At 74.6% G+C, this 25,231-nt stretch carries 19 protein-coding genes; 12 read left to right on the forward strand and 7 right to left on the reverse strand.

Annotated elements, in window-relative coordinates; translation table 11 throughout:
• The first annotated feature begins 42 nt into the window (after nt 1-42).
• The gene (locus WIS52_RS28640; RefSeq protein ID WP_349301519.1) at nt 43-1,350 is read left to right on the forward strand and encodes a DUF4192 domain-containing protein; all 1,308 of its coding nucleotides are present in this window, start codon (nt 43-45) and stop codon (nt 1,348-1,350) included.
• Nucleotides 1,351-1,355: 5 nt separating this feature from the next.
• On the opposite strand, the gene galE is transcribed toward WIS52_RS28640, so the two are convergent.
• Together galE and WIS52_RS28650 are read right to left on the reverse strand one after the other, a co-directional pair.
• The gene (galE, locus tag WIS52_RS28645) at nt 1,356-2,324 is read right to left on the reverse strand and encodes a UDP-glucose 4-epimerase GalE (RefSeq protein ID WP_349301520.1); all 969 of its coding nucleotides are present in this window, start codon (nt 2,322-2,324) and stop codon (nt 1,356-1,358) included.
• 78 nt (nt 2,325-2,402) lie between these two features.
• A complete protein-coding gene (locus WIS52_RS28650; RefSeq protein ID WP_349301521.1) occupies nt 2,403-3,122 on the reverse strand; it encodes a metal-dependent transcriptional regulator in 720 nt (239 codons plus the stop codon).
• A 90-nt stretch (nt 3,123-3,212) separates the two neighbouring features.
• On the opposite strand from WIS52_RS28650, the gene WIS52_RS28655 reads away from it, so the two are divergent.
• Genes WIS52_RS28655 through WIS52_RS28665 form a run of 3 tightly spaced genes read left to right on the forward strand, consistent with a single transcriptional unit; the run spans nt 3,213 to nt 8,110 of the window.
• Nucleotides 3,213-4,178: a sulfurtransferase gene (locus tag WIS52_RS28655; RefSeq protein ID WP_349301522.1), complete on the forward strand. Its 966-nt coding sequence runs from the start codon at nt 3,213-3,215 to the stop codon at nt 4,176-4,178.
• 34 nt (nt 4,179-4,212) lie between these two features.
• On the forward strand, nt 4,213-5,385 hold the full coding sequence (locus WIS52_RS28660; RefSeq protein WP_349301523.1) for an acetoin utilization protein AcuC: 1,173 nt from the start codon (nt 4,213-4,215) through the stop codon (nt 5,383-5,385).
• Nucleotides 5,386-5,398: 13 nt separating this feature from the next.
• The gene (locus tag WIS52_RS28665) at nt 5,399-8,110 is read left to right on the forward strand and encodes a bifunctional acetate--CoA ligase family protein/GNAT family N-acetyltransferase (RefSeq protein WP_349301524.1); all 2,712 of its coding nucleotides are present in this window, start codon (nt 5,399-5,401) and stop codon (nt 8,108-8,110) included.
• A gap of 349 nt (nt 8,111-8,459) precedes the next feature.
• Here WIS52_RS28665 and WIS52_RS28670 read toward each other — a convergent pair whose 3' ends face one another.
• A complete protein-coding gene (locus tag WIS52_RS28670) occupies nt 8,460-10,109 on the reverse strand; it encodes a fumarate hydratase (RefSeq protein WP_349301525.1) in 1,650 nt (549 codons plus the stop codon).
• 180 nt (nt 10,110-10,289) lie between these two features.
• On the opposite strand from WIS52_RS28670, the gene WIS52_RS28675 reads away from it, so the two are divergent.
• The 3 genes from WIS52_RS28675 (at nt 10,290) to WIS52_RS28685 (ending at nt 14,400) form a co-directional block, all read left to right on the forward strand.
• Nucleotides 10,290-12,671, forward strand: a complete 2,382-nt coding sequence (locus WIS52_RS28675) for a xanthine dehydrogenase family protein molybdopterin-binding subunit (RefSeq protein WP_349301526.1) — start codon at nt 10,290-10,292, stop codon at nt 12,669-12,671.
• A gap of 101 nt (nt 12,672-12,772) precedes the next feature.
• A complete protein-coding gene (locus tag WIS52_RS28680) occupies nt 12,773-13,612 on the forward strand; it encodes a fumarylacetoacetate hydrolase family protein (protein ID WP_349301527.1) in 840 nt (279 codons plus the stop codon).
• Complete coding sequence (locus tag WIS52_RS28685) at nt 13,609-14,400, forward strand: maleylpyruvate isomerase family mycothiol-dependent enzyme (RefSeq protein WP_349301528.1); 792 nt, start codon at nt 13,609-13,611, stop codon at nt 14,398-14,400. The genes WIS52_RS28680 and WIS52_RS28685 overlap by 4 nt, the downstream gene beginning before the upstream one ends.
• Nucleotides 14,401-14,418: 18 nt before the next feature.
• Here the strand turns inward: WIS52_RS28685 and WIS52_RS28690 are convergent, their stop codons facing one another.
• Both WIS52_RS28690 and WIS52_RS28695 read right to left on the reverse strand, forming a co-directional pair.
• Nucleotides 14,419-15,312, reverse strand: a complete 894-nt coding sequence (locus tag WIS52_RS28690; protein ID WP_349301529.1) for a hypothetical protein — start codon at nt 15,310-15,312, stop codon at nt 14,419-14,421.
• Nucleotides 15,313-15,317: 5 nt separating this feature from the next.
• Complete coding sequence (locus WIS52_RS28695; protein ID WP_349301530.1) at nt 15,318-15,482, reverse strand: hypothetical protein; 165 nt, start codon at nt 15,480-15,482, stop codon at nt 15,318-15,320.
• A 185-nt stretch (nt 15,483-15,667) separates the two neighbouring features.
• Here WIS52_RS28695 and WIS52_RS28700 point away from each other — a divergent pair, with 185 nt between their 5' ends.
• On the forward strand, nt 15,668-16,867 hold the full coding sequence (locus WIS52_RS28700) for a glutamate-cysteine ligase family protein (protein ID WP_349301531.1): 1,200 nt from the start codon (nt 15,668-15,670) through the stop codon (nt 16,865-16,867).
• Between the two features lie 81 nt (nt 16,868-16,948).
• Here the strand turns inward: WIS52_RS28700 and panB are convergent, their stop codons facing one another.
• Nucleotides 16,949-17,803 carry a 3-methyl-2-oxobutanoate hydroxymethyltransferase gene (gene panB, locus WIS52_RS28705; protein ID WP_349301532.1) on the reverse strand — a complete coding sequence of 285 codons (855 nt, stop codon included), beginning with the start codon at nt 17,801-17,803 and terminating at the stop codon, nt 16,949-16,951.
• Between the two features lie 208 nt (nt 17,804-18,011).
• Here panB and WIS52_RS28710 point away from each other — a divergent pair, with 208 nt between their 5' ends.
• Together WIS52_RS28710 and glnA are read left to right on the forward strand one after the other, a co-directional pair.
• On the forward strand, nt 18,012-19,634 hold the full coding sequence (locus WIS52_RS28710; RefSeq protein ID WP_349301533.1) for an alpha/beta hydrolase: 1,623 nt from the start codon (nt 18,012-18,014) through the stop codon (nt 19,632-19,634).
• Between the two features lie 95 nt (nt 19,635-19,729).
• Nucleotides 19,730-21,073, forward strand: a complete 1,344-nt coding sequence (glnA, locus tag WIS52_RS28715) for a type I glutamate--ammonia ligase (protein WP_349301534.1) — start codon at nt 19,730-19,732, stop codon at nt 21,071-21,073.
• Here glnA and WIS52_RS28720 read toward each other — a convergent pair.
• Nucleotides 21,070-21,555 carry a MarR family winged helix-turn-helix transcriptional regulator gene (locus WIS52_RS28720; protein ID WP_349301535.1) on the reverse strand — a complete coding sequence of 162 codons (486 nt, stop codon included), beginning with the start codon at nt 21,553-21,555 and terminating at the stop codon, nt 21,070-21,072. The genes glnA and WIS52_RS28720 overlap by 4 nt on opposite strands.
• Before the next feature lie 67 nt (nt 21,556-21,622).
• Between WIS52_RS28720 and WIS52_RS28725 the strand changes: the two genes are divergently transcribed.
• Nucleotides 21,623-22,063 (forward strand): Rid family hydrolase, encoded by a 441-nt coding sequence (locus tag WIS52_RS28725; RefSeq protein ID WP_349301536.1) that lies wholly within the window; start codon nt 21,623-21,625, stop codon nt 22,061-22,063.
• Between the two features lie 57 nt (nt 22,064-22,120).
• A complete protein-coding gene (locus WIS52_RS28730; protein WP_379612323.1) occupies nt 22,121-25,174 on the forward strand; it encodes a bifunctional [glutamine synthetase] adenylyltransferase/[glutamine synthetase]-adenylyl-L-tyrosine phosphorylase in 3,054 nt (1,017 codons plus the stop codon).
• The last annotated feature ends 57 nt before the right edge of the window (nt 25,175-25,231 follow it).

Genomic DNA, 25,231 nt, shown 5'->3' on the forward strand with positions numbered 1-25,231 from the left:
CAACCCGGTCCGGACCGTCGCCGGTGGCCGCACGCTGGATGCATGACCGCCCTGCCGCAGCCCTCGTCCGATCCCGACCGCGCCGGTCCGCCGGTGCCCGGCTCCGGGTCCGCGCCGCCCGGGCCCGCACCGTCCGGGATGTGGCCGCCCGGCGTGCCGGGCGACCCGTGGGCGCCCGGGAGCGCGGACGAGCCGCGGGTCCGGCTGTCGACGAGCGAGGACCTGGTCGCGGCGGTCCCGGTGCTGATCGGGTTCCACCCGCGGGACTCGCTGGTCCTGGTGGGCATGGCCGGCCCCGAGCGCCGGGGCCGGCTCGGGCTCACCGTGCGGGTCGACCTCCCGTCGGCCCGGGACGTGCGCCGGGTGTGCGCCGGCGCGGTCGCGGTGCTGGCGGGGGAGCGCCCGGCCCGGGCGGTCGCCGTGGTGATCCGGGAGGCCGTGATGCCGGAGGTCGCGGTGCCGGGCCCCCTGGTGCCCGGGCCCGTGGTGCCGGGGTCGGCAGTGCCGGGCCACGTGGTGCCGGAGCCCGTCGTGCCGGAGTCCGTGGTGCCGGAGTCCGTGGTGCCGGTGCCGGGGCCCGGCGCCGCGGCGCCGCGCCGGGACGTGGCCGCGGCGGTGCGGCGGGAGCTGCTGCGGGCCGGGATCGAGCCCCTCGCGGTGCTGTGGACGTCCGGGACCCGGGCGGGGGACAGCTGGGGCTGCTACGACCTGCCCGGGCAGCGCTGCCACTGCGCCGGCACGGTGCCGGACCCGTCGTCCACCCCGGTCGCCGTCGCCGCCGCGGTCCGGGGCGGGCGCGCCGTGCTGCCGGACCGGGCCGCGGTGCTGGCCCAGCTCGACGGGGACGCCGGTGACCGGGCCCGGCGCGCCCGGCTGTCGGGCGCGGTGCGGCCGCGCGCCGCGGGACCGGGCGTGCCGCTGCTCGACGAGTGCCTGGCCGAGGCCGCCGAGGGCGGGCTCGGTGTCGACGACGCACGCGCCCTCGGCTTCTGCGCCGCGTTCGCCGACCCGGCCTTCATCACCGAGGCCGTCCGTCGCTGCCTCGGCCCGGTCGCACCGCACGCCGAGCAGCTGTGGGCGGTGCTGGCCCGGGTGCTGCCGGCCCCCGGGCGCGCCGACGCGCTCGCGCTGCTCGGCGCCTGCGCGCTGCTGCGCGGCGACGGGGCGCTGGCGACCCTGGCCGTGGAGCGGGCTCTCGCCGACCGGCCGGAGCACGAGCTGGCCGGCCTGGTCGACGTCTCGCTGCGCGGAGTGCTCGCGGGGTCCCGGCCCGGATCGCACGCCGGACCCGCGGGGCTGCGGCGACTGCTCGACGCGTTCGCGGACCCGTCGTCAGCGGACCCGTCGTGACCTCCTCAGCGGGAGCGGGCGAACTCCCAGGCGTCGGAGACGATCCGCTCGAGCTCGGTGCGCGAGGGCTTCCAGCCCAGCCGCTCGGCCGCGAGCTCGCTCGAGGCGACCAGCACGGCCGGGTCCCCGGCCCGGCGCGGGGCGACGACGGCCGGGATCGGGTGCCCGGTGACGGTGCGGCAGGCCTCCACGACCTCCCGGACGGAGAACCCGTGCCCGCTGCCGAGGTTGTAGACGTCGTGCCGGGACCCGGTGGCGTGGGTCAGCGCGAGCAGGTGGGCGTCGGCGAGGTCGTCGACGTGGATGTAGTCCCGCACGCAGGTGCCGTCCGGGGTCGGCCAGTCCTCGCCGTAGATCGAGATCGACTCGCGGGTCCCGGCGGCGACCTGCAGCACCAGCGGGATCAGGTGGGTCTCGACGGCGTGCCGCTCACCGAGCCGCTCGGTGCCGGTGACGTGCGCGCCGGCCACGTTGAAGTAGCGCAGGCTCGTCGCGGCGAGCCCGTGCGCGGTCGCGTACGAGGTGATCATGTGATCGATCGCGAGCTTGCTCGCCCCGTACGGGTTGGTCGGCCGGGTCGGCGCGGTCTCCGGGATCGGCACCTGCTCCGGCTCGCCGTAGGTCGCGGCGGTGGAGGAGAAGACCAGCCGCGGGACGCCGTGCGCGCGCACGGCCTCCAGGAGCCGGAACGAGGCGACGACGTTGCCGTCCCAGTAGAGCTCGGGGCGCTGCACCGACTCACCGACCAGCGACCGGGCCGCGAAGTGCAGCACACCCTCGAACCCACCGGCGCCCAGCACCTCGCCGGCCGCGGCGCCGAGCTCGCCCTCGACGAACGTGGCACCGGCCGGAACGGCGTCCCGGTGCCCGGTGGACAGGTCGTCCAGGACGACGACCTCGTGTCCCGCCTCGATCAGGTGCGCCGCGCAGACGCTGCCGACGTACCCTGCGCCGCCGGTGACGAGCAGCTTCACTGGGGTTCCTCCCGCGTGCCGTGTCAGGGCATCGAGCCTCTCACGGGCCCGCGGGAGATCAGGTCGTGGCCCCGGGCCCTACTGCGGCTTGACGAGCACCGCGTGCGCGACCAGCGGCGCGACGGTCGCCTGCTCACCCTCGGCCGTCACCGGCACCGGGTCGCCGAAGCGCGGGATCGCGCCGACCTCGACGCTGTTGCCCGGCACGATGCCGGCCAGCTTGAGCTCGGACATCAGGTCCGCATCCATCTGCACGTGCTCGGCGATCCGGCGCACCTCGACCGGTCCGCCGCCGCGGCGCGCCAGCTCGTCGAGGCGCTGCAGGCCGACCTCCAGCGAGGGCGGCACCGACGACGCCGCGGACGGCCCGTCCTGGTCACGCTCCAGCTCGTCGAGACCGGGGATCGGGTTGCCGTACGGCGAGACGGTGGGCTTGTCCAGCAGCCGGACCAGCTTGCGCTCGACGTCCTCGCTCATGACGTGCTCCCAGCGGCACGCCTCGGCGTGGACCAGCTCCCACTCCAGGCCGATCACGTCGATCAGCAGCCGCTCGGCGAGACGGTGCTTGCGCATCACGGCGACCGCCCGGCCGCGGCCCTCGTCGGTGAGCTCGAGGTGCCGGTCCCCGGCCACGACGACCAGGCCGTCACGCTCCATCCGGGCGACGGTCTGGCTGACGGTCGGCCCGCTCTGGCCGAGGCGTTCGGCGATCCGCGCGCGCAGCGGGACGACGCCCTCCTCCTCGAGCTCGTAGATGGTGCGGAGGTACATCTCGGTGGTGTCGATGAGGTCGTTCACGTGGGGCCCCTTCGGTCGCGGGTCCAGTCTACCCAGCGTCGACCCGTCGCGGCCCCGGGCGTCGCGCGGTCGTTCGGGCAGGATGGGCACGTGCCCGGCACCATGATCGCCCCTGAGGACCTCGCCCTGCTGGTCGTTCCCGTGCCGACGGGCACCGCGGACGTAGGAGTGGGCGGTGCGGACGTACGAGCGGGCGCGGAGTCCTCCGCGCGCCCGGTCGTGCTCGACGTGCGCTGGCGGCTGACCGGGCCGCCCGGCCGCGAGGACCACGCCGCCCGCCGGATCCCGGGTGCGGTGTTCGTCGACCTGGACACCGAGCTCTCGGCCGGCCCCGCCCTGCCCGGTCCCGGTGGTCGCCACCCGCTCCCGGAGCCGGCGGCCTTGCAGCGGGTGCTGCGCGCGGCGGGGATCTCGGAGGACGACCGGCTCGTCGTCGCCTACGACGACGGAGACGGCTCGGTCGCCGCCCGGGCGTGGTGGCTGCTGCGCTGGGCCGGGCTGGCCCCGGACCGGGTCCGGGTGCTCGACGGCGGGTTCGCCGGCTGGGACGCCGCCGGCCTGCCGGTGGCGGGTACTTCCGGGGACGCGGCCGAGCCGTCGCCGCTGCCGGAGGGCGACGTCGTCGTCCGGCCCGGTGCGATGCCCGTCGTCGACGCCGACGGGGCCGCCGCGCTCGCCCGTGACGGGGCGTTGCTCGACGCCCGGGCCGCCGCCCGCTACCGGGGGGAGACCGAACCGGTCGACCCGCGGGCGGGCCACGTCCCGGGGGCACGCAACGTCCCGGCCGCCTCGCTGGCGGGCCCGGACGGTCGCCGGCTACCGGGCGACGTGCTCGCCGACCGGTTCCGCGCCGCCGGGGTGACCGCGGGGGCACCGGTCGGCGCCTACTGCGGTTCCGGGGTCAACGCCTGCGCGACGGTGCAGGCGCTGGAGGACGCCGGGCTCACCACACCGGAGGCCCCCGCGGCGCTCTACCCGGGGTCCTGGTCGGAGTGGAGCGCCGACCCGGAACGGCCGGCGGCAGTCGGTGACCGGCCCTGGGCGGCGCGGGAATGACCGGAACCGGGCATCTGACATACGGTCCTGTCCCATGAGCGCGCGCACCTCGGTCGTGTGGACACCGGAGTTCCTCGGCTACCAGCTGTCCGACGACCATCCGCTGAACCCGGTGCGGCTGGACCTGATGATGGAGCTCTCCCGTGGGCTCGGGGTGCTCGACGACGTCGAGCTGATCGTCCCGGAACCGGCGACCGAGGCGGAGCTGACCCGGGTGCACACCACCGGGTACCAGACCGCGGTGCGCTCGGCGCCGGACGCGCCGTTCGACATCGGGCACGGCCTGGGCACCACCGACAACCCGATCTTCTTCGGGATGCACGAGGCCGCGTCGCTGATCGCGGGCGGCTCGATCGCCGCGGCCCGGGAGATCGCCGAGGGCCGCGCCGACCGTGCGGTGAACATGGCCGGCGGGCTGCACCACGCGATGCGCGACCGGGCTGCCGGGTTCTGCGTCTACAACGACTGCTCGGTCGCCATCGCCTGGCTGCTCGACCAGGGCTACGAGCGGATCGCCTACGTCGACGTCGACGTCCACCACGGCGACGGCGTGCAGGACGCGTTCTACGACGACCCGCGGGTGCTCACCGTCTCGATGCACCAGCACCCCCTGACGCTGTGGCCGGGCACCGGCTGGGCCGGCGAGCTCGGCCGCGGCGGCGGCGAGGGCTACGCGGTGAACGTCCCGCTGCCGCCGGGGACCTCCGACGCCGGGTGGCTGCGTGCCTTCCACGCCGTCGTCCCGTCGGTACTGGAGCGGTTCCGCCCGCAGATCCTGGTCACCGAGTGCGGCGCCGACACCCACGCCGAGGACCCGATGGCCAACCTCGAGCTGTCCGTCGACGGGCACCGCGCGATCTACCACGCGCTGCGCGAGCTGGCCGAGACCACGGCCGGCGGCAAGTGGCTGGTGCTCGGTGGTGGCGGTTACGCGCTGTACCGGGTGGTCCCGCGCTCCTGGACGCACCTGATGGCCGTCGCGCTGGACCGTGACCTCGCCCCGGACACGGCGATCCCGGCGGACTGGACCGCGCGCGCGACGACCCACACCCGGGCGCCGCTGCCGGTGTCGATGTCCGACGGGGCCGACCCCTCGTTCGAGAAGTGGGGTGGGGCGAACTCCGAGCGGGTCGACGCCACCATCCTGGAGACCCGTCGTGCGGTGTTCCCGCTGCACGGCCTCGAACCCGACGACCCCCGGGACTGAAGGCGTTACTCCCATGCCCGACGAGACCCCCGAGAAGCCAGAGCACCCCTACCCGCGGCACTGGGAGGCCGACGTCGTCGCGTCCGACGGCGGCATCGTGCACCTGCGCCCGATCAGCCCGGACGACGCCGACGCGCTGCTGTACTTCCACTCCAAGCTGTCCGACCGCACCCGCTACCTGCGCTACTTCGGGCCCTACCCGCGGATCTCGCCGCGCGATCTGGAGCGGTTCACCGTTGTCGACCACCGCACCCGGGTCGCGTTCCTGGCGCTGCTCGGGGACGAGATCGTCGCCGTCGGACGGTACGAGGGCATCACCGCGAACGGCGGGGCCGCGGCGTCGCAGGGCGCGGGCACCGAGGAGCCCGTCACCAACGCCGAGGTGGCGTTCGTGGTCCGCGACGACCACCAGTCCCGCGGCCTGGGCTCGATCCTGCTGGAGCACCTGGCCGCGGCCGCGCGGGAGAACGGGCTGTCCCGGTTCGAGGCCGAGGTGCTCGTCGAGAACCACGCCATGGTCCGGGTGTTCCGGGAGGCCGGCTACGGGGTCAAGCGCGCCTTCGCCGAGGGCGTGCTGCACCTGGAGTTCGACATCGACCCGACCGAGAAGTCGATCGCGGTGCGGGACTCGCGCGAGCAGGCCGCCGAGGCGCGCAGCGTCGCGAACCTGCTGCACCCGACGTCGGTCGCGGTGATCGGGGCGTCCGCGGACGAGACCAAGATCGGCCACGCGGTCCTGCTGAACCTGCTGGCCGCCGGGTTCACCGGGCCGGTGTACCCGGTGAACCCGGAGGCCCGGTCGGTGCGCGGCATCCGCGCGTACCCGTCGGTGATCGACATCCCGGACGAGGTGGACCTCGCCGTCGTCGCGGTGCCGGCGGCGAACATCGACGAGGTCATGGACTCCTGCCTGGCCAAGGGCGTCAAGGTGCTCGTCGTGATCAGCTCCGGGTTCGCCGACGCCGGCGGCGGCGGCACCGTCGCCGAGCGGCGGCTGGTCGCCGAGGCCCGCGCGCACGGGATGCGGGTGGTCGGGCCGAACGCGCTCGGCGTCGCCAACCCGGACCCGGCGGTGCGCCTGAACGCGACCCTGGCGCCGAACCTGCCCGGCCCGGGCCGGACGGGCTTCTTCTGCCAGTCCGGCGCGCTGGGCACCGCGATCCTGGCGAGCGCCCGGTCCCGCGGACTCGGGCTGTCGTCGTTCGTGTCGGCGGGCAACCGTGCCGACGTCTCCGGCAACGACCTCATGCAGTACTGGCAGACCGATCCGGCGACCGACCAGGTGCTGCTGTACCTGGAGACGTTCGGCAACCCGCGCAAGTTCGCGCGGGTCGCGCGCCGGCTGGCCCGCACGAAGCCGGTCGTCGCGGTGAAGTCCGGCCGGCACACCGGCCCGCTGCCCTCGCTCGCCTCGGTCTCGGCGCCGATCGACGAGTCCAGCGTGCAGGCGCTGTTCGAGCAGTCCGGCGTCATCCGGGTGCAGACGCTGCCGCAGCTGTTCGACACCGCGCTGCTGCTGGCCTACCAGCCGCTGCCCGCCGGGCGCCGGGTCGCGGTCGTCGGGAACTCGACGGCGCTGAACCTGCTGGTCACCGACGGTCTGCTGGACGAGGGGCTGGAGCTCGCCGGCGACCCGGTCGACGTCGGTACGCAGGCACCGCCGGAGGCCTTCGCCGCGGCCGTGCGCGCCTCGCTGACCAGTCCGGACGCACCGGACGCGCTGATCGCGGTGTTCGTCCCGCCGGTCGCGGTGGAGGGCACCGCACACGCCAAGGCGCTGCGCGACGCCGCGGAGGGCGCCGGGATCCCGGTGATCGCGGTCTTCCTCGCCGCGGAGGGCATCCCGGCCGAGCTGGCGGTCGTGCAGCCCGACGGCACGCCCGGGCGCGGGTCGGTGCCCAGCTACGCCAGCCCGGAGCGGGCGACGGCGGCGCTGAGCCGGGTCACCCGCTACGCGGAGTGGCGCGACACCCCGGTCGGCGAGTTCGTCGTCCCCGAGGGCATCGACACCGACCGTGCCCGCCGGCTGGTCGAGGGCTTCGGCTCGGGCACCGAGCAGGTGCTGTCCGACTCCGAGGCCGTCGAGCTGCTGGCCTGCTACGGCCTGGACGTGATCACCTTCCGGCGGGTGTCCGGGGTGGACGCCGCGATCGCCGCCGCGGAGGAGGTCGGTTACCCGGTGGTCCTCAAGGCGACCGGTGACCGGTGGCGGCACCGCGGGGACTTCGTCGGCGTCCGGCTGGACCTCGGCTCGCCGGACGCGCTGCGCGCGGCGCACGCCGAGCTGTCCCGGGTCACCGGCTCCGACGAGGTCTACGTGCAGCGGATGGCACCCAAGGGCACGTCCTGCAAGATCGAGATCACGGACGACCCGTCGTTCGGTTCGGTGCTGGCGTTCGGCCTGTCCGGGATGGCCACCGAGCTGCTCGACGACCGCGCCTACCGGGTGCTGCCGATGTCCACCGAGGACGCGAAGCGGGTGATCCGGTCACCCCGGGCCGCCCCGCTGCTGACCGGCTACCGCGGCTCGGACCCGGTCGACACCGGCGCGCTGGAGGACGTGGTGCTGCGGGTCGGCCGGATCGTGGAGGACATCCCGCAGGTGCGGTCGCTGGCGCTGGACCCGGTGCTGGCCTCGCCGGACGGCGCGTTCGTCACCGGCGCCCGGGTCACCGTCGGCCCGCCCCCGAGCCGCCGGGACACCGGCCCTCGCCGCCTCGGCTGATCCGGAGCCGCCGCACCCGAAGCCGGCCGCCGCCCCAGCGAGCCGGTCGCCGCCCCGCCGCGCCACCCCGGAGCCCGCCGCGGCACCCCATGGCCGGCCGCGGCACCCCGTGGCGCCGCGCGGCACCCCATGGGTGGGGCGCCGCACGGGCCGACGGGGCGCCACGTGGGCGGCCCGGACGCCCGCGGCGCTCGGCTTCGCACCCCCTCGCCACGCTTCACACCTGCTGCGACGGGTGCGAAGCGTGGCGAGGGGGTGTGAAGCCATCGCACCACCGGTCGTCCTCGCTGCCGCGACCCGTCGACGGCTGCCGCACCCTCCGTGGGGCGCGACAGCCGTCACGGGTCGGTCAGGTGCGGAAGGTGACCTGCAGCGTCGGCGCGGAGGTGTCGGCGAAGAAGTCGTTGCCCTTGTCGTCCATCACGATGAACGCCGGGAAGTCCTCGACCTCGATCTTCCAGACCGCCTCCATGCCGAGCTCCGGGTACTCGAGCACGTCGACCTTGCGGATGCAGTCCTGCGCCAGCCGGGCGGCCGGGCCGCCGATCGAGCCCAGGTAGAACCCGCCGTTCGCGGCGCACGACTCGACGACCTGGGACGACCGGTTGCCCTTGGCCAGCATCACCAGCGACCCGCCGGCGTCCTGGAACTGGCGGACGTAGGAGTCCATCCGGCCCGCCGTCGTCGGTCCGAACGAGCCGGACGCGTAGCCCTCGGGGGTCTTGGCCGGGCCGGCGTAGTAGACGGCGTGGTCGCGCAGGTACTGCGGCATCTCCTCGCCGGCGTCGAGCCGCTCGGCGATCTTGGCGTGCGCGATGTCCCGCGCGACGACCAGCGGCCCGGTCAGCGACAGCCGGGTCTTCACCGGCAGCTGCGAGAGCTGCGCGCGGATCTCGTCCATCGGCCGGTTCAGGTCGACGCGGACGACCTCGTCGGACAGGTCCCCGTCGGTGGCGTCCGGCAGGTACTGCGCCGGGTCGCGCTCCAGCTGCTCCAGGTACACACCGGACGGCGTGATCTTCGCCTTGGCCTGGCGGTCGGCCGAACAGGACACCGCCACGCCGACCGGCAGCGACGCGCCGTGCCGGGGCAGCCGGATCACCCGGACGTCGTGGCAGAAGTACTTCCCGCCGAACTGGGCGCCGATCCCGAAGTTGCGGGTCAGCTCCAGCACCTGCTGCTCCAGGTCGGTGTCCCGGATCGCGTGCCCGAGCGGCGAGCCCGCCGTCGGGAGCCCGTCGAGGTAGCGGGCCGAGGCCAGCTTGGCGACCTTGAGGTTGTACTCGGCCGACATCCCGCCGACGACGATCGCCAGGTGGTAGGGCGGGCAGGCCGCCGTCCCGAGGCTGCGCAGCTTCTCGTCCAGGAAGGCCGCGAGCCGCTTCGGGTTCAGCAGCGCCTTCGTCTCCTGGTAGAGGAAGGTCTTGTTCGCCGAGCCGCCGCCCTTGGCCATCACCAGGAACTCGTAGTACGGGTCCCGGCCCGGCTTGGAGTAGAGCTCCACCTGCGCGGGCAGGTTGGTGCCGGTGTTGCGCTCGTCCCAGAAGGTCGTCGGCGCCATCTGCGAGTACCGCAGGTTCAGCTCCTGGTAGGCCTCGAAGACCCCGCGGGAGACGGACTCCTCGTCGTCGCCGCCGGTCAGCACGGTCTCGGTCTTCTTGCCGACGACGATCGCGGTGCCGGTGTCCTGGCACATGGGCAGCACGCCGCCGGCCGAGACGCAGGCGTTGCGCAGCAGGTCGGTGGCGACGAACCGGTCGTTGCCCGACGCCTCCGGGTCGTCGACGATCGCGCGCAGCTGGGCCAGGTGCGACGGCCGGAGCAGGTGCTGGATGTCGGTGACGGCGGCACGGACCAGGCCGGTGATCGTCTCGGGTGGGACCTCGAGGAAGGTGCGTCCGGCGGCGGTGGTGGTGGTGCCCGCCGGCAGGTCGAACTCGCGGTACTCGGTCTCGTCCGGGCCGAGCGGGAGCACGTCGGTGTGGTGGAACTCGGGCATGGGCGAGACGCTACCGGGCGCGGTCGGCGCGTGACCGCTGGTCGAGACGCACGCGACGACGTGACCCCGGCCGCGCCGCCGGCACCGGTACACCCGCCCGGCCGTGCCGCCCCGGACGGCAAGCGGACGATCCTCCGGTTGGGCGCGACAGTGTCGGTGCCCGGCGCTAGCGTGGGGGTCATGCCTGGCTCGATCCTGGGAACCTCGGTCCGCCGCGTCGAGGACGCCGACCTGATCACCGGTCGTAGCACCTACGTCGGGAACCTGCCGTTCGGTGACGACGCGCCGCCGGGCCTCGCCCACGTGGCGTTCGTCCGCTCGCCGCTGGCGCACGCGCGGATCACCGGCATCGACACGTCGGAGGCCGCGGCCTCGCCCGGTGTTCTCGCCGTGTACACCGCCGCGGACCTCGACCTGCCCGCGCACCACGGGCTGATGGTGCTCAACCCGGAGCTGCCGCGCCCACCGCTGGCGACCGACCGGGTGCGGTTCGTCGGCGAGGCCGTCGCGATGGTCGTCGCCGCGAGCCGTGCGGCCGCGGTCGACGCGACCGAGCTCGTCGAGGTCGACTACGACCCGCTGCCGGCCGTCACCGACCCGGAGGCCGCGCTGGCCGAGGGTGCCGAGCTGCAGTTCCCGGACTACGGCAGCAACCTGGCCGCGGGGGAGCGCGGCGACGGGCCCGACCCGCTCGACGGCGCCGAGGTCGTCGTCCGGGCCCGGATGGAGAACCAGCGGGTCGCCGCGGTCCCGCTGGAGGGCAACGCGATCGTCGCCGACCCGACCACCACCGACTTCGGTCTGACCGTGCACGTCTCGACCCAGATGCCGCACGGCTTCCAGGCCCAGCTGGCCGGGATCGTCGGGCTGGAGCCCGAGCAGGTCCGGGTGGTCGCCCCGCACGTCGGCGGCGGGTTCGGTGCCAAGGCGGGGGTGCTCGCCGAGCACACCGCGACCGTCGTCGCCGCCCGGACGCTCGGCCGTCCACTGTCGTGGGTGGACACCCGGTCGGAGAACCTGGTCTCGATGCCGCACGGCCGCAGCCAGGTCGGCTACTACGAGCTCGGGCTCACCTCCGAGGGCCGGATGACCGGGCTGCGGGTCCGGGTGATCGGCGACGCCGGCGCCTACGCCGGGTTCGGTGGCGCGCTGCCGCTGCGGATGACCTACCTGATGGCCACCGGTGTCTACGACATCGCGCGGCTGCGCTACGACGCGGCGTCGGCCCTGACCAACACGACGCCGATGGGCGCGTTCCGCGGGGCCGGGCGCCCGGAGGCCGCCGCGCACCTCGAGCGCCTGGTCGACGTGGCCGCGGCCGAGCTGGGCATGGACCCGGTCGAGCTGCGGCGGCGCAACCTGCTGGACCCGGCGTCGTTCCCGGTGACCACGCCGTCCGGCGCGAACTACGACGTCGGCGACTACGACCTGCCGCTGCGCGAGGCGCTGCGCCTGGTCGGCTACGACGACCTGCGCACCGAGCAGCGCCGCCGCCGCGAGGCCGGCGACCCGGTCCGGCTCGGGATCGGGATCGCCGCCTACGTCGAGGTGACCGCCGGCGGCGGGGGCGGCGAGTACGGCTCGGTCACCGTGCATGACGACGGCACCGCCACCGTCTCGGCCGGCACGTCGGCGCACGGGCAGGGGCACGCGACGTCGTTCGCGATGCTCGTCTCGGACCGCACCGGCATCCCGATGGAGAAGATCACCTTCGTGCAGTCGGACACCGCGGTCGTCCCGCGCGGTGGCGGCACCGGCGGGTCCCGGTCGCTGCAGCTGGGCGGCACCGCGGTGGCCGAGGCCGCGCACGAGCTCTACGAGCGGGCCCGCAAGCAGGCCGCGACCGTGCTGGAGGCCGCCGCCGAGGACATCGAGCTCACCGACGCCGGCGAGTTCGGCGTGACCGGCGTGCCGACCGGGCCGACGGTGACCTGGGCCCGGCTGGCCGGCCGGGCCGCCGCGGCGGGGGAGGAGCTGTCGGTCGGGCTCGACTCCTCCCAGTCCGGGGCCACGTTCCCGTTCGGCGCGCACGTCTCGGTCGTCGAGGTCGACACCGACACCGGCCGGATCACCCCGCGCCGGCACGTCGCCGTCGACGACTGCGGGCGGGTGCTCAACCCGTTGCTGGTCGAGGGACAGCAGCACGGCGGCCTGGCGCAGGGGATCGCCCAGGCGCTCTACGAGCAGGTGCTCTACGACGACGAGGGCCAGCCGCTGACGTCCAGCCTGGCCGCCTACACGATCCCGACCGCGGCCGACCTGTTCTCCTTCGAGGCCGTCACGACCGAGACCCCGACGCCGCTGAACTCGCTGGGCGCCAAGGGGATCGGCGAGTCGGCGACGATCGGGTCCACTCCGGCCGTACAGAACGCGGTGGTCGACGCGCTGTCCGACCTGGGCGTGCGGCACATCGACCTGCCCTGTACCCCGGAGCGGGTGTGGCGGGCGGTCAGCGCGGCGCGGGCGGGCAGCCCGGAGCCGGCGTGGCACGAGCCGCCGGACGTGTTCGGCGACCTCCCGGTGCGCGGTGCGGACGCGGACGACGAGTCCGGGGCGATCTGAGGCGCGCGCCACACCGGGCACCCCCGGTTCCCCCGCGGGGTGCCGGTGTCGCAGACTCTCCGCCGTAGGCCGATGGTGATCACGATGGAGGGACTCCCGCGATGAGGCTCGCGACGATCCGGACCGCGACCGGGCACCGGGCGGTGCGCGTCGACGGCGACACCGCCGTCGAGACGGGGGAGGCCGACGTCCGTGCGCTCCTCGAGCGTCCCGACTGGGCCGAGCACGCCGCGCAGGCCGCCGGCCCGGTGCACGACGCGTCCACTCTCGACCACGCGCCGCTGGTCCCGTCGCCCGAGAAGATCATCTGCGTCGGGCTGAACTACCGCGACCACGTGCTCGAGATGGGTAACGAGCTGCCCGAGTACCCCACGATCTTCGGAAAGTTCGCGCCGGCGCTGGTCGGGGCCCGGGACGCGATCGAGCTGCCCGCGGAGTCCGACCGCGTCGACTACGAGGCCGAGCTGACCGTCGTCATCGGACGGTCGGTGCGGCACGCCGACGCCGAGTCCGCGAAGGCCGCGATCGCCGGCTACACGGTGCTCAACGACGTCAGCATGCGCGACTACCAGCGCCGCACCAAGCAGTTCCTGCAGGGCAAGACCTGGGAGCACGCGACGCCGCTCGGCCCCGAGCTGGTGACCCCGGACGAGCTGCCCGCCGACCCGGCCGAGGGCGGCACGCTGCGGATCTACTCCGAGCTCGATGGCGAGACCATGCAGGACTCGACGACGGACCAGCTGGTCTTCGGCGTCGTCGACCTGGTCGTGTACCTGTCGTCGATCCTCACGCTGAACCCGGGCGACGTGATCGCCACCGGGACCCCGGGCGGTGTCGGCGACGCCCGCACGCCCCCGCGCTACCTCACCGACGGCTGCGAGATCGTCACGGCGGTGGAGGGGATCGGCGAGACCCGCAACGTCTGCCGGTCGGTGACGTGAGCACGGAGGCGACCGGTACCGGCCAGGCGTCCTCCCCCGTCACGGTCCCGCCGCTGCTGTCGGACTCGCTCGCCTGGGCCGCCGACGGGCAGGCCCACCTGCGCGGGCTGCTGTCCAGGATGGGCGACGAGGCGTTCGGCGCCCCGTCGCTGCTGCCCGGATGGACCCGGGCGCACGTGCTCACGCACGTCGCCCGCAACGCGGACGCGATGATCAACCTGCTGAACTGGGCGCGGACCGGGGTCGAGACCCCGGCCTACCCGGACCGGGAGACCCGCGACGCCGACATCGAGGCCGGCGCGGCCCGGTCCCCCGAGGAGATCCGGGCCGACGTCGTCGACAGCTCCGACCGGCTCGCGGCGATGGTCGCGACGCTGCCCCAGCGGGCCTGGGCCGCGGAGGTCCGCGTCCCGCAGGGCTTCACGGTCCCGGCCGTCGCGGTGCCCTGGTCGCGGGCCCGGGAGGTGTGGATCCACGCCGTCGACCTCGACGTCGGCGCGTCGTTCTCGGACCTGCCGATCCCGATGCGCCGGGTGCTGGTCGCCGACGTCGCGACGTCGCTGGGCGAGCGGCCCGGCTGCCCGCACGTGGTGCTGGAGGAGACGCGCACCGGGGCGACCCGGGAGTTCGGGCCCGGCCCGGCGGTCGACCGGACCGAACCGGCGGACTTCGGCGTCGTCCGGGGGCGCGCCGGCGACCTCATCGCGTGGTTGCTCGGTCGTCCGCACGGCCCCGGCCTGCGCGACGCCGACGACCGCGTCCCGCCCGCGCTCCCCGCCTGGCTCTGACGCCGGCGGGGGCCGCGGTCAGGGCTCGTCCCGGCCCTCCAGGTCGTCCAGGCGCGCCGCGACGCGGCCGAGCTGGCGCGCCATCTCGTCCAGCCGGGCCTGCAGCAGCGCCATCTCGGCGGTGAGCACCGCGACGGCCCCGGCCGTCGCGACCGGGTTCGTGGTGGGGTCGGGACCGCCGAACGCGGAGTCGTCGAGAACCCGGTCGCCGAGAACCCGGTCGCCGAGCATCCGGTCCTCGAGGTCCTGCTCGTCGAACCGCCGGTCGCCGAAGGCCCGGTCGTCGAACGCGGAGTCGACGCCCGCGCCGAAGTCGTCGGGCTCGCCGGGACCCAGCGGACCGCGTGCACCGACCGGCCGCAGCGGGCCGGTGGGGACGTCGTCGGGCTCCAGCGTGACCGCCGCCAGCCGGGCGAACCGTTCGGGGGCCAGTACCGGCCGTGCTCCCACACAGCGTGCGCAGACAGGTTCGAGCCGGCGCCAGCCACGCTGCCCCGACCCGGTGTCGGCGAGCGCCGCCACGGTCGCCCCGCACCGGCACGGTCGCATCCGCACCGACCGGACCCGCTGCCGCGAGTAGCGCAGGCCCAGCTCGTAGCGCCGGAACCGGCCGGACACCGCGACCTCCAGCAGCACCGCGCCGCGGTGCTCGGGAGCGCAGGCCAGCTCCCGGGCGTCGTCGAGGGCGTGGAAGCAGTAGAAACCGCAGTCGCACCAGCGCGACGGGCACGAGTGCCGGCAGCCGTGCGCGCACACCGCGTCGTCGACCGTGCGGTACACCAGCGCGCGGCCGAGGGTCACGCCGCTGAACCCGGCGGTCGTGCCGTCCGCGGACAGCATCGGGAACGCGAGCTTGTGCCCGCTCAGCGGGCCGGCGGGATGTTCCTGCGGGGTGCGGCGGAACGGGCCCACGCCGATCAGTCCTCGCGGGACCCCGACCGCGCAGGCTGCTCGCGCCCGGTCGTCGGCAGCTCGGCGTGCTCCGGTTCGCGGTCCTCGGCGGGACGGTCCGGTGCGGCGACCATCCGGTCCGCCTCGTGATCGGTGACGAATCCCTCGGAGAGCTTGCGGCCCAGCCTCATGACGCCTCCCGTGCTCCGGGCTCCCGGCGGATCTGCGTGTGTCCGCCGTCACCAGGCTGACCGGTCCCGGCGAGGATGTCCAGGGCGGAACGGGTGAGTGGCGGCAGGTTCGGATCACACCGGGGGCAGGTCCGCACGGCGGTACTCTCACGGTCCGTATCGGGTGATCGGACCGGGGGTGATCGATGCGGGGCGCGGCGCGGTACGGGATCGAGCACGAGCTCGCACTGCTGCGCCCGGACGGGACGCTCGCGGACTTCGCCTCGCTGACCCACGCCGAGGTCGCGGCGGTCGTCGACGAGCTGCCCGGTCTGCCCGAGGGGCAGGCCGACCTGCGGATCGGCGACGCCGGCATACGGCGCAAGCACTGGTACGCCGAGGGCTACGAGCGCCTCGGCGAGGACGGTGCGCTCACCCGGTTCGACCCCAAGGGCATCGAGATCCGCACGCAGGTCCACGACTCGGTCGACGCCGTCGCGCGGGCCCTGGCCGACGACGCCCGCCTGCTCACCGACGTCGCGGCCCGGCACGGGCTGCGCCCGGTCGCGATCGGTCACCATCCGTGGCGGGCGGCCTACCGGCTCGACCCGCCCCCGAACGCCCACGAGCGTGCGGTGCTGGCCTCCTCGCCCGAGGAGCGCACCGCACACCTGCACATGCTGACGTGGGGCCCGGACCTCAACCTCTCGTTCCCCGAGGCGGGCACCGACGCGGGCCTGCTCGCCGACGCCGCCGCGAAGCTCACCTGCTACAGCCCGTTCCTGGTGCCGTGGTCGTTCTCCTCCCCGTTCCGGGAGGGACGACCGTGGGGCGGGCTGTCCGCGCGCACCTCGCGCCGGACCGGGGCCCGCCCGGCCGCACTGGCCTACCTGGATCCGGGGGCACCGCTGCTGCCCACCGACCCGAGCCTGGTGCGGCACGCGGGGATCCCGGGCGAGGTCGGGCGGATCGAGTTCAAGGCGTTCGACGCCGTCGCGGCGATCGCGGAGGAGGACCCCGCGGATCCGGCCACCGCAGGCCCCGCGCTGTTCGGCCCGCTGCTCAGCCTGCTCACCGGGGTGTTGCGCGACGACACACTCACCGGTCGCCGTCGCACCCCGGACGCCGCCGCGCACCGGCGTGCCGCGCTGCGCGGCTGGTCCGACCCTGCGGTCCGGGCCGGCTCACAGGCGGTGCTGGACGCCGCGACCGCCGCACTGCGCGACGACGACGATCCCGGCCACCTCGACCGGCTCGCGCTGCTGCGCGAGCGGCTGGACCGCCGGGAGACCCCGGCGGACCGCATGCTGGCCCGCTACCGCGCCGGCGGCGGTGTCACCGGGATCGCACCCACTGCCGTCGTCACTCCGGTCCCCTCAGCCCCACCCACCCCGAACCGGACCTGACTCATGACGCTTTGGTCCGGTAATGCCGAACTGAAGCGTCATGAGTCGGGCGCCGGGGTGGCGGGCGGAAGGGCCGGCCGGTCAGGTGTAGGAGTGTTCGGGGGCGGGGTACTCGCCGCCGCTCACGTCGGCGGCGAAGGCGGCGGCGGCGTCGTGCAGGGCCGCGCCGACCTCGGCGTAGCGCTTCACGAAGCGCGGGACCCGGCCGGTGTTCATCCCGGCCATGTCCGACCACACCAGCACCTGGGCGTCGCAGTCCGGGCCGGCGCCGATCCCGATCGTCGGGATCCGGAGCTCGGCGGTCACCCGCTTTGCCACGTCGGCGGGCACCAGCTCCAGGACGACGGCGAACGCGCCCGCCTCCTGCAGGGCCAGCGCGTCCTCGACGAGCAGGTCGCCGGTGTCGCCGCGGCCCTGGATGCGGAATCCGCCCAGCGCGTGCTCGCTCTGCGGGGTGAAGCCGAGGTGCGCCATCACCGGTACGCCCGACGACGTCAGCGCCTCGACCTGCGGCGCGAACCGGGCGCCGCCCTCGAGCTTCACCGCGTGCGCGCCGGCCTCCTTCATGAACCGGAACGCCGTCTCCTGCGCCTGGGCGGGGGAGATCTGGTAGCTGCCGAACGGCAGGTCGGCGACGACGAGCGCGTTCCGCGCGCCCCGCACGACCGCGCGGGTCAGCGGCAGCAGCTCCTCGACGGTGACCGGGATCGTGTTGTCGTGACCGAAGACGTTGTTGCCCGCCGAGTCGCCGACGAGCAGCACCGGGATGCCGGCGTCGTCGAAGATCCCCGCGGTGTAGACGTCGTAGGCCGTCAGCATCGGCCAGCGCCGGCCGTCGGCCTTCCACTGCTGCAGGTGGTGGACGCGGGTGCGCTTCGGCCGGGCGGTGGGCGTCCGGTACGGCGCCTCGACCTCGCCCTGAGGGTGTGTGCTCACCAGTGAGCTCCTTCCGTGCCTCGAGGCCCGTGCAGATCACGGGTCCCCGGGTTCGCCGTCGGTGGCGTTCGCCAGGGTGACAGCGCGGATCCCCCGGTGGACGCGGGTGTGGGAACGCTCACCCGACGCTCGCCCGGTACCCGATCTTCGCCCGGCGCCGACCCGGCCCGGTCGGTGACTGTCGGACACCAGTGGCATGCTCGCCGTCATGCTCTCGGGACTGCTCCGACCACGTGCCGGCCGACGTCCGATCCGACGGCACCGGGCGGGGCGGGGAGCCGCGGTCGCCGCGCTCGGTGCCGCGACCCTGATGCTCGTCGGCGCCTGCTCGGGCGCGACGGGCGGGAACGACGAGCCGACCGCGGCCCCGCCACCGGAGCTCGCCCGGTTCTACGACCAGCAGCTCGACTGGGGTCCGTGCGCCGACTACGCCCCCACCGCGGAGGACGCGCAGGGCTTCGCGAACCCCGAGTTCGACTGCACCCGGGTCACCGTCCCGACGAACTACGACGATCCCGACGGCGACACGATGCAGATCGCGTTGCTGCGCAAGAAGGCCACCGGCGACCGGATCGGCTCGCTGTTCTCCGACCCCGGCGGGCCCGGGGCCTCGGGCACGTCGTTCGTCGCCCGCCAGGCGAGCTCGACGTGGGTGGAGAACGGGCTGAACGAGCGGTTCGACCTGATCGGCTTCGACCCGCGCGGCGTCGGCGCCAGCCAGCCGGCGATCCGCTGCCTGACCGACGCGGAGTTCGACGAGGAGCGGACCAAGGACTTCGCCGACCCGTCCCCGGCGGGCGTCGAGGCGGCCGACGCGAACTCCCGGCAGTTCGCCGAGAGGTGCACGGAGCGGGTCGGTGCCGACGTCCTGGCGCACGTCGGCACCCGGGACGTGGCCAAGGACATGGACGTCATGCGGGCCGTGGTCGGCGACGAGAAGATGACCTACGCCGGGTTCTCCTACGGCACCGAGCTCGGCACCGCCTACGCCGAGGCGTTCCCGCAGAACGTCCGGGCACTGCTGCTCGACGGCGCGGTCGACCCCACGCAGACGACCGCCGAGTCCTCGGTGGCGCAGGCCGGGGGCTTCCAGCTCGCGTTCGACAACTTCGCCCGCGACTGCACCACCCGGCCGAACTGCCCGCTCGGCACCGACCCGGACCGGGCCACCGAGGCCTTCCAGGCGATCATGCAGCCGTTGCTCGACAACCCGGTCCCGACCGGCGACGGCCGCACCCTGAGCTTCTCCGACGGCACCCTCGGGGTGATGCAGTCGCTCTACGTCTCCCAGCTCTGGCCCGCGGCCGAGCAGGGCATCTCGCAGGTGGCGAACGGCCAGGGCGACATCCTGATGCAGCTCGCCGACCTCTACTACCAGCGTGACCCGCAGGGCCGGTACGCGAACATGCAGGACGCGTTCAGCGCCATCAGCTGCGTGAACCGGGTCCCGATCACGGATCCGGCCGAGGCGCTCGACCTGGCGCAGCGCGCCGACGAGGCCGCGCCGTTCCGGTCCAGCGGCCGCGGCGCGGTCGGGGCGCTCGACCCGTGCGCGTACTGGCCGGTCCCGCCGACCAGTGAGCCGCGCACCCCGCAGGTCGACGGCCTGCCGCCGACGGTCGTGGTGTCGGTCACCGGTGACCCCGCCACGCCGTACCAGGCCGGGGTGGACCTGGCCGGGCAGCTCGGCGGCCGGCTGATCTCGGTCGACGGCGACCAGCACACCGCGTCCCTGCAGGGAGATCCGTGCGTGGACCGGCTGGCGATCGACTACCTGGTCGACCTGACGCTGCCCGAGGACGGGGCCGAGTGCGCCCTGCCGCCCGCCTGAGCGGTGCGCCGCAGGCGGTGCGCGGGCGACCTCGACCGGGTCGCCCACGTACCCCGGTAACGTCGGTGTAACACGGGGTTCCTAGGCTCCGCCGCATGGACCGCCAGCAGGAGTTCGTGCTCCGCACGCTCGAGGAACGCGACATCCGATTCGTCCGTCTGTGGTTCACGGACGTGCTCGGTTATCTCAAGTCGGTGGCGGTCGCCCCGGCCGAGCTGGAGGGCGCCTTCGCCGAGGGCATCGGCTTCGACGGCTCGGCGATCGAGGGCTTCGCCCGGGTCTACGAGTCCGACATGGTCGCCAAGCCGGACCCGTCGACGTTCCAGGTGCTGCCGTGGGAGACCGCGTCCGGTGACCACTACTCGGCGCGGATGTTCTGCGACATCGCGATGCCCGACGGCTCGCCGTCCTGGGCCGACCCGCGGCACGTGCTGACCCGGGCACTGAACAAGGCCGGCGAGGCCGGGTTCACCTGCTACGTGCACCCCGAGATCGAGTTCTACCTGCTCAAGAACCTGCCCGACGACGGCACCCCGCCGACCCCCGCCGACTCCGGCGGCTACTTCGACCAGGCCAGCCACGACGTCGCGCCGCACTTCCGGCGCAACGCCATCGAGACGCTCGAGTCGATGGGCATCTCGGTCGAGTTCAGCCACCACGAGGGCGGGCCGGGCCAGCAGGAGATCGACCTGCGCTACGCCGACGCGCTGACGATGGCCGACAACCTCATGACGTTCCGCTACGTCGTGAAGGAGGTCGCGCTCACCCAGGGCGTGCGGGCCTCGTTCATGCCCAAGCCGTTCTCCGAGCACCCCGGCTCGGCGATGCACACGCACTTCTCGCTGTTCGAGGGCGACCACAACGCCTTCCACGACCCGGACGACCCCTACGAGCTGTCCGCGACCGGCAAGGCGTTCGTCGCCGGGGTCCTCAAGCACGCCCGCGAGATCGCCGCCGTCACCAACCAGTGGGTCAACTCCTACAAGCGGCTGATCACGGGCGGCGAGGCGCCGACCGCGGTGTCCTGGGGGCACGCGAACCGCTCCGCGCTGGTGCGGGTGCCGATGTACTCGCCCGGCAAGTCGTCGTCGCGCCGGGTGGAGGTCCGCACGCTGGACTCCGCCTGCAACCCGTACCTGGCCTACGCGGTGATCCTTGGCGCCGGGCTGACCGGCATCCAGAAGGGCTACGAGCTGCCGCCGGCCACCGAGGACGACGTCTGGGCGCTCACCGACACCGAGCGCAAGGCGCTGGGCTACGAGCTGCTCCCGCAGAACCTCACCGAGGCGCTCGACGTCATGGAGCGCTCCGAGCTGGTCGCCGAGTACCTCGGCGAGCACGTGTTCGACTTCTTCCTGCGCAACAAGCGCGCCGAGTGGGACGCCTACCGGCGCAACGTGACCCCGCACGAGCTGGCCACCTACCTCCCGGTGCTCTAGATCAGGTCGGCCGGGCGCACCTGCAACGTCGCCGCGATCCGGGCCAGCGCGGCCCGGTCGCCGGCGTCGAGCCGGTCGAGCACGTCGCGGACCGTGCGCAGGTGCGTCGGGGCCGCGTCCCGGACGACCGCGACACCGGCGCCGGTGAGTTCGGCGAGGGTGTAGCGGCCGTCGTCCGGGTCGGGGGAGCGGGCCATCCAGCCCCGCTTCTCCAGGCGCTTGACCACGTTGGACAGCCTCGAGAGCGAGCCGTTCGTGAGGAACGCGAGCTCGCTCATCCGCAGCCGGCGGCCCGGTGCCTCGGACACGTGGCTGAGCACGAGGTACTCGAACAGCGTCATGCCGTGCGCGTGCTGCAGCGGTGACTCCAGCCGCGCAGGGAGCAGCATGATCAGCGAGACGAGGCCGGTCCAGGCGGCCTTGTCGTCGGCGTCCAGCCAGCGCGGCTCGGTGTCCGGTGCGTCCGCCGGCCCTGTCGTCATCGTTCCTCCGTACCGTTGCAGTGCGCGATCACTTTACAGATGAAGTCATCGCTTGTAGCTTGAGTTCATGCATGAAGTCATCGAGCAGAACGAGACCGTCACCTTCCACGTCACGCCGGGCTACGGCGACACCGCGCTCGAGCTGCTGGGCTACAGCCAGGCGGTGCGGATCGGGAACCGCGTCGAGATCTCCGGCCAGGGCGGGTGGGACGACGAGCTCGTCGTCCGCGAGAACCTGGAGGACGAGATCGTGCAGGCCTTCGACAACGTGGGCCGGACGCTGGCCGAGGCGGGCGCGACCTGGGCGGACGTCGTCCACGTGAACTCCTACCACAAGGTCGCGCCGGGAGACGCCGCGATCGGCCCGGACCACAACGACGTGATGGCCCGCGAGTTCCGCGCCCGGCTCGGCGGGCGCGCCCCGATCTGGACCCAGACCGGGGCGACCGCGTTCGGTCTCCCGGCGATGCGGGTGGAGATCCGGGTGACGGCGATCGTCGGGGGGTAGCCGGAACAGGATCGGTGCGCGTGACCGGCCCGTGATGAGGCAGGATCGTCCGCCGTGATGGAACGGCGGACGGGGACGTCACTGGCCAGGCTGGGACTCACCGGCTCGACGGCGGGGGAGACCCTGCGCTCGCTCGGCTGGTGGGACGCCGACGGCCCGGTCGCCGGCTGCGAGCAGATCATGTGGGCGCTGGCCCGCAGCCCGGACCAGGAGCTGGCGCTGCGTGCCGTCGAGCGGCTCTCCCGGACGGGGCCGTGGCCGGAGATCGACCGGGCGCTGCGCACCGACCGCGGCCTGCGCGGACGGCTGTTCGCGACCCTGGGCTCGTCGACGGCGCTCGGCGACCACCTGATCACCCACCCGGACCGGTGGCGGCTGCTCGCCGACACCGCCGACCGGGAGAACCCGCCCCCGGACCTGGCCCGGCGCACCGCGCACCTGCTGCGCGCGGTCGGGGCCGACCCGGCCGCGCCACCGCCCGGCAGCGCGGGTGGCGCCCGGGCGCGGCTGACCGGGGCCGAGGCCGTCGGCGCGCTGCGGACCGCCTACCGCGACGAGCTGCTCGGGCTCGCCTCGGCGGACCTGGCCGCCGTCGGGGACCCCGAGCTGCCGGTGATGGAGGTCGACGACGTCGCCGCGCAGCTCGCCGACCTCGCCGAGGCCGGGCTGACCGCGGCACTCGCGATCGCGGTCGCCGAGCAGGAACCGGCCGACGAGCTGCGGCTGGCCGTGATCGGCATGGGCAAGTGCGGCGGCCGGGAGCTGAACTACGTCTCGGACGTCGACGTGATCTTCGTGGCCGAGCCCGGCGGCGAGCTCACCCAGGACGCGTCGAAGCTGGCGTCGCGGATGATGCGGATCGCGGGGGAGGCCTGCTTCGAGGTCGACGCCAACCTGCGTCCGGAGGGTCGCCAGGGCGCGCTGGTGCGCACCCTCGACGGGCACGTCACGTACTACAGGCGCTGGGCGAAGACCTGGGAGTTCCAGGCCCTGCTCAAGGCCCGCCCGGTGGCCGGGGACCCCGAGCTGGGCAAGGCCTACGTCGCGGCGCTGTCCCCGCTGGTCTGGCAGGCCTCGGCCCGCGACGACTTCGTCGCCGAGGTCCAGGCCATGCGGCGCCGCGTGGTCGACAACATCCCGAGCGAGAAGCGCGAACGCGAGCTCAAGCTCGGGCGCGGCGGATTGCGCGACGTCGAGTTCGCCGTCCAGCTGCTGCAGCTCGTGCACGGCCGGACCGATGACACGCTGCACTCGCCGAACACGCTGGAGGCCCTCGGCGAGCTCGCCGAGGGCGGTTACGTGGGCCGCGACGACGGAGCGAACCTGGCCGCGTCCTACCGGTTCCTGCGCCTGCTGGAGCACCGGCTGCAGCTGCAGAAGCTGCGCCGTACCCACCTGCTGCCGGCCGCCGGGGACACCGACGCGCTGCGCTGGCTCGCCCGCGCGGCGCGGATCCGGCCGGACGGGCGCCGCGACGTCGTCGGCGTGCTGGACGCCGAGTGGCAGCGCAACTCGCGCCGGGTCAGCCGGCTGCACGAGAAGCTCTTCTACCGGCCGCTGCTGGCGGCGGTGTCCCGGCTGGCCACGGAGGGTGTCGACGACACGACCGACGCGGCGCTGTCCCCGGACGCGGCGCGCGCCCGGCTCAAGGCCCTGGGATGGGCCTCGCCGGAGGGTGCGCTGGGGCACCTGCGGGCGCTCACCGGCGGGGTCTCCCGGGCGGCGTCGATCCAGCGGGCGCTGCTGCCGGTGCTGCTCGACGAGCTCTCGCACGCCCCCGATCCCGACCGCGGCCTGCTGGCCTACCGGCGGGTGTCCGAGGCGCTGGCCTCGACCCCGTGGTACCTGCGGCTGCTGCGCGACGAGGGCGCCGTCGCCCAGCGCCTGATGATCCTTCTGGGGACCTCGGCGCTGGTCCCGGACCTGCTGGCCCGCGCGCCCGAGGTGCTGCGGATGCTGGCGATCTCGTCGGGCGTGCAGAGCCCGGAGCTGACCCGCGACCCGGTCGAGGTGGCGGTCGCGCTGCGGGCCACGGTGGCCCGGCAACCGACCCCGGAGGCCGCGGTCGCCTCCGCGCGGTCCTACCGGCGGCACGAGATGCTCCGGATCGCCTGCGCGGACCTGCTCGGGCTGCTCGAGGTCGACCAGGTCTGCGCGGCGCTGAACTCGGTGAACGACGCGGTGCTCGCGTCCACCCTGGACGCGGTGCTGCGCGCCGGGGGCGAGCCGAAGGCCGCGATCGCGGTGATCGGCATGGGCCGGCTCGGCGGCGGCGAGTCCAGTTACGGCAGCGACGCCGACGTGCTCTTCGTCTGCCGCCCGGCCGACGGCGTCGACGACCACGACGCGGTGAAGTGGGCGACCGCGGTCGTCGAGCGGGTGCGCCGGCTGCTCGGCTCGCCCAGCCCGGACCCGGCCCTGCCGGTGGACGCCGACCTGCGCCCCGAGGGACGGTCCGGGCCGCTGGTGCGCACGCTGGCGTCCTACAAGGGGTACTACCAGCGCTGGGCCGAGACGTGGGAGGCCCAGGCGCTGCTGCGGGCCCGCCCGATCGCCGGGGACCGGGCGCTGGGCCGGGAGTTCACCGCGCTGATCGACCCGGTCCGCTACCCCGCCGACGGGCTGTCCGACTCCGCCGTGGCGGAGATCCGCCGGATCAAGGCCCGGGTGGACGCCGAGCGGCTGCCGCGCGGGGCGGACCGCACCACGCACACCAAGCTCGGGCACGGCGGGCTCGCCGACGTCGAGTGGACCGTGCAGCTGCTGCAGCTCCAGCACGCCGGCGACCTCCCGGAGCTGCGCACCACCTCGACGCTGGAGGGCCTGCGGGAGGCCGCCGAGGCCGGGCTGGTCGACGCGGACGACGCCCGCGAGCTGGAGGAGGGCTGGCGGACCGCCACCAGCGCCCGGAACGCGATCATGCTGGTGCGGGGCAAGCCCGGCGACCAGCTCCCGCGCTCGGGACGGGAGCTGGCCGCCGTCGCCGCCGCGCTCGGCTACCCGGCCGGCGGGGACCCGGGGGTGTTCCTCGACGACTACCGGCGTGTGACCCGGCGGGCCCGCGCCGTCGTCGAGCGGGTGTTCTACGGCTGGACCGAGGACTCCTCCTGAGCCGTCGGGTGTCCGGGCGGGCCGGGGGAGACGGCGCGACGGCCGCTGGTTCACTGG

It is taken from the genome of Pseudonocardia nematodicida (assembly GCF_040105385.1).
GTDB lineage: Bacteria > Actinomycetota > Actinomycetes > Mycobacteriales > Pseudonocardiaceae > Pseudonocardia > Pseudonocardia nematodicida.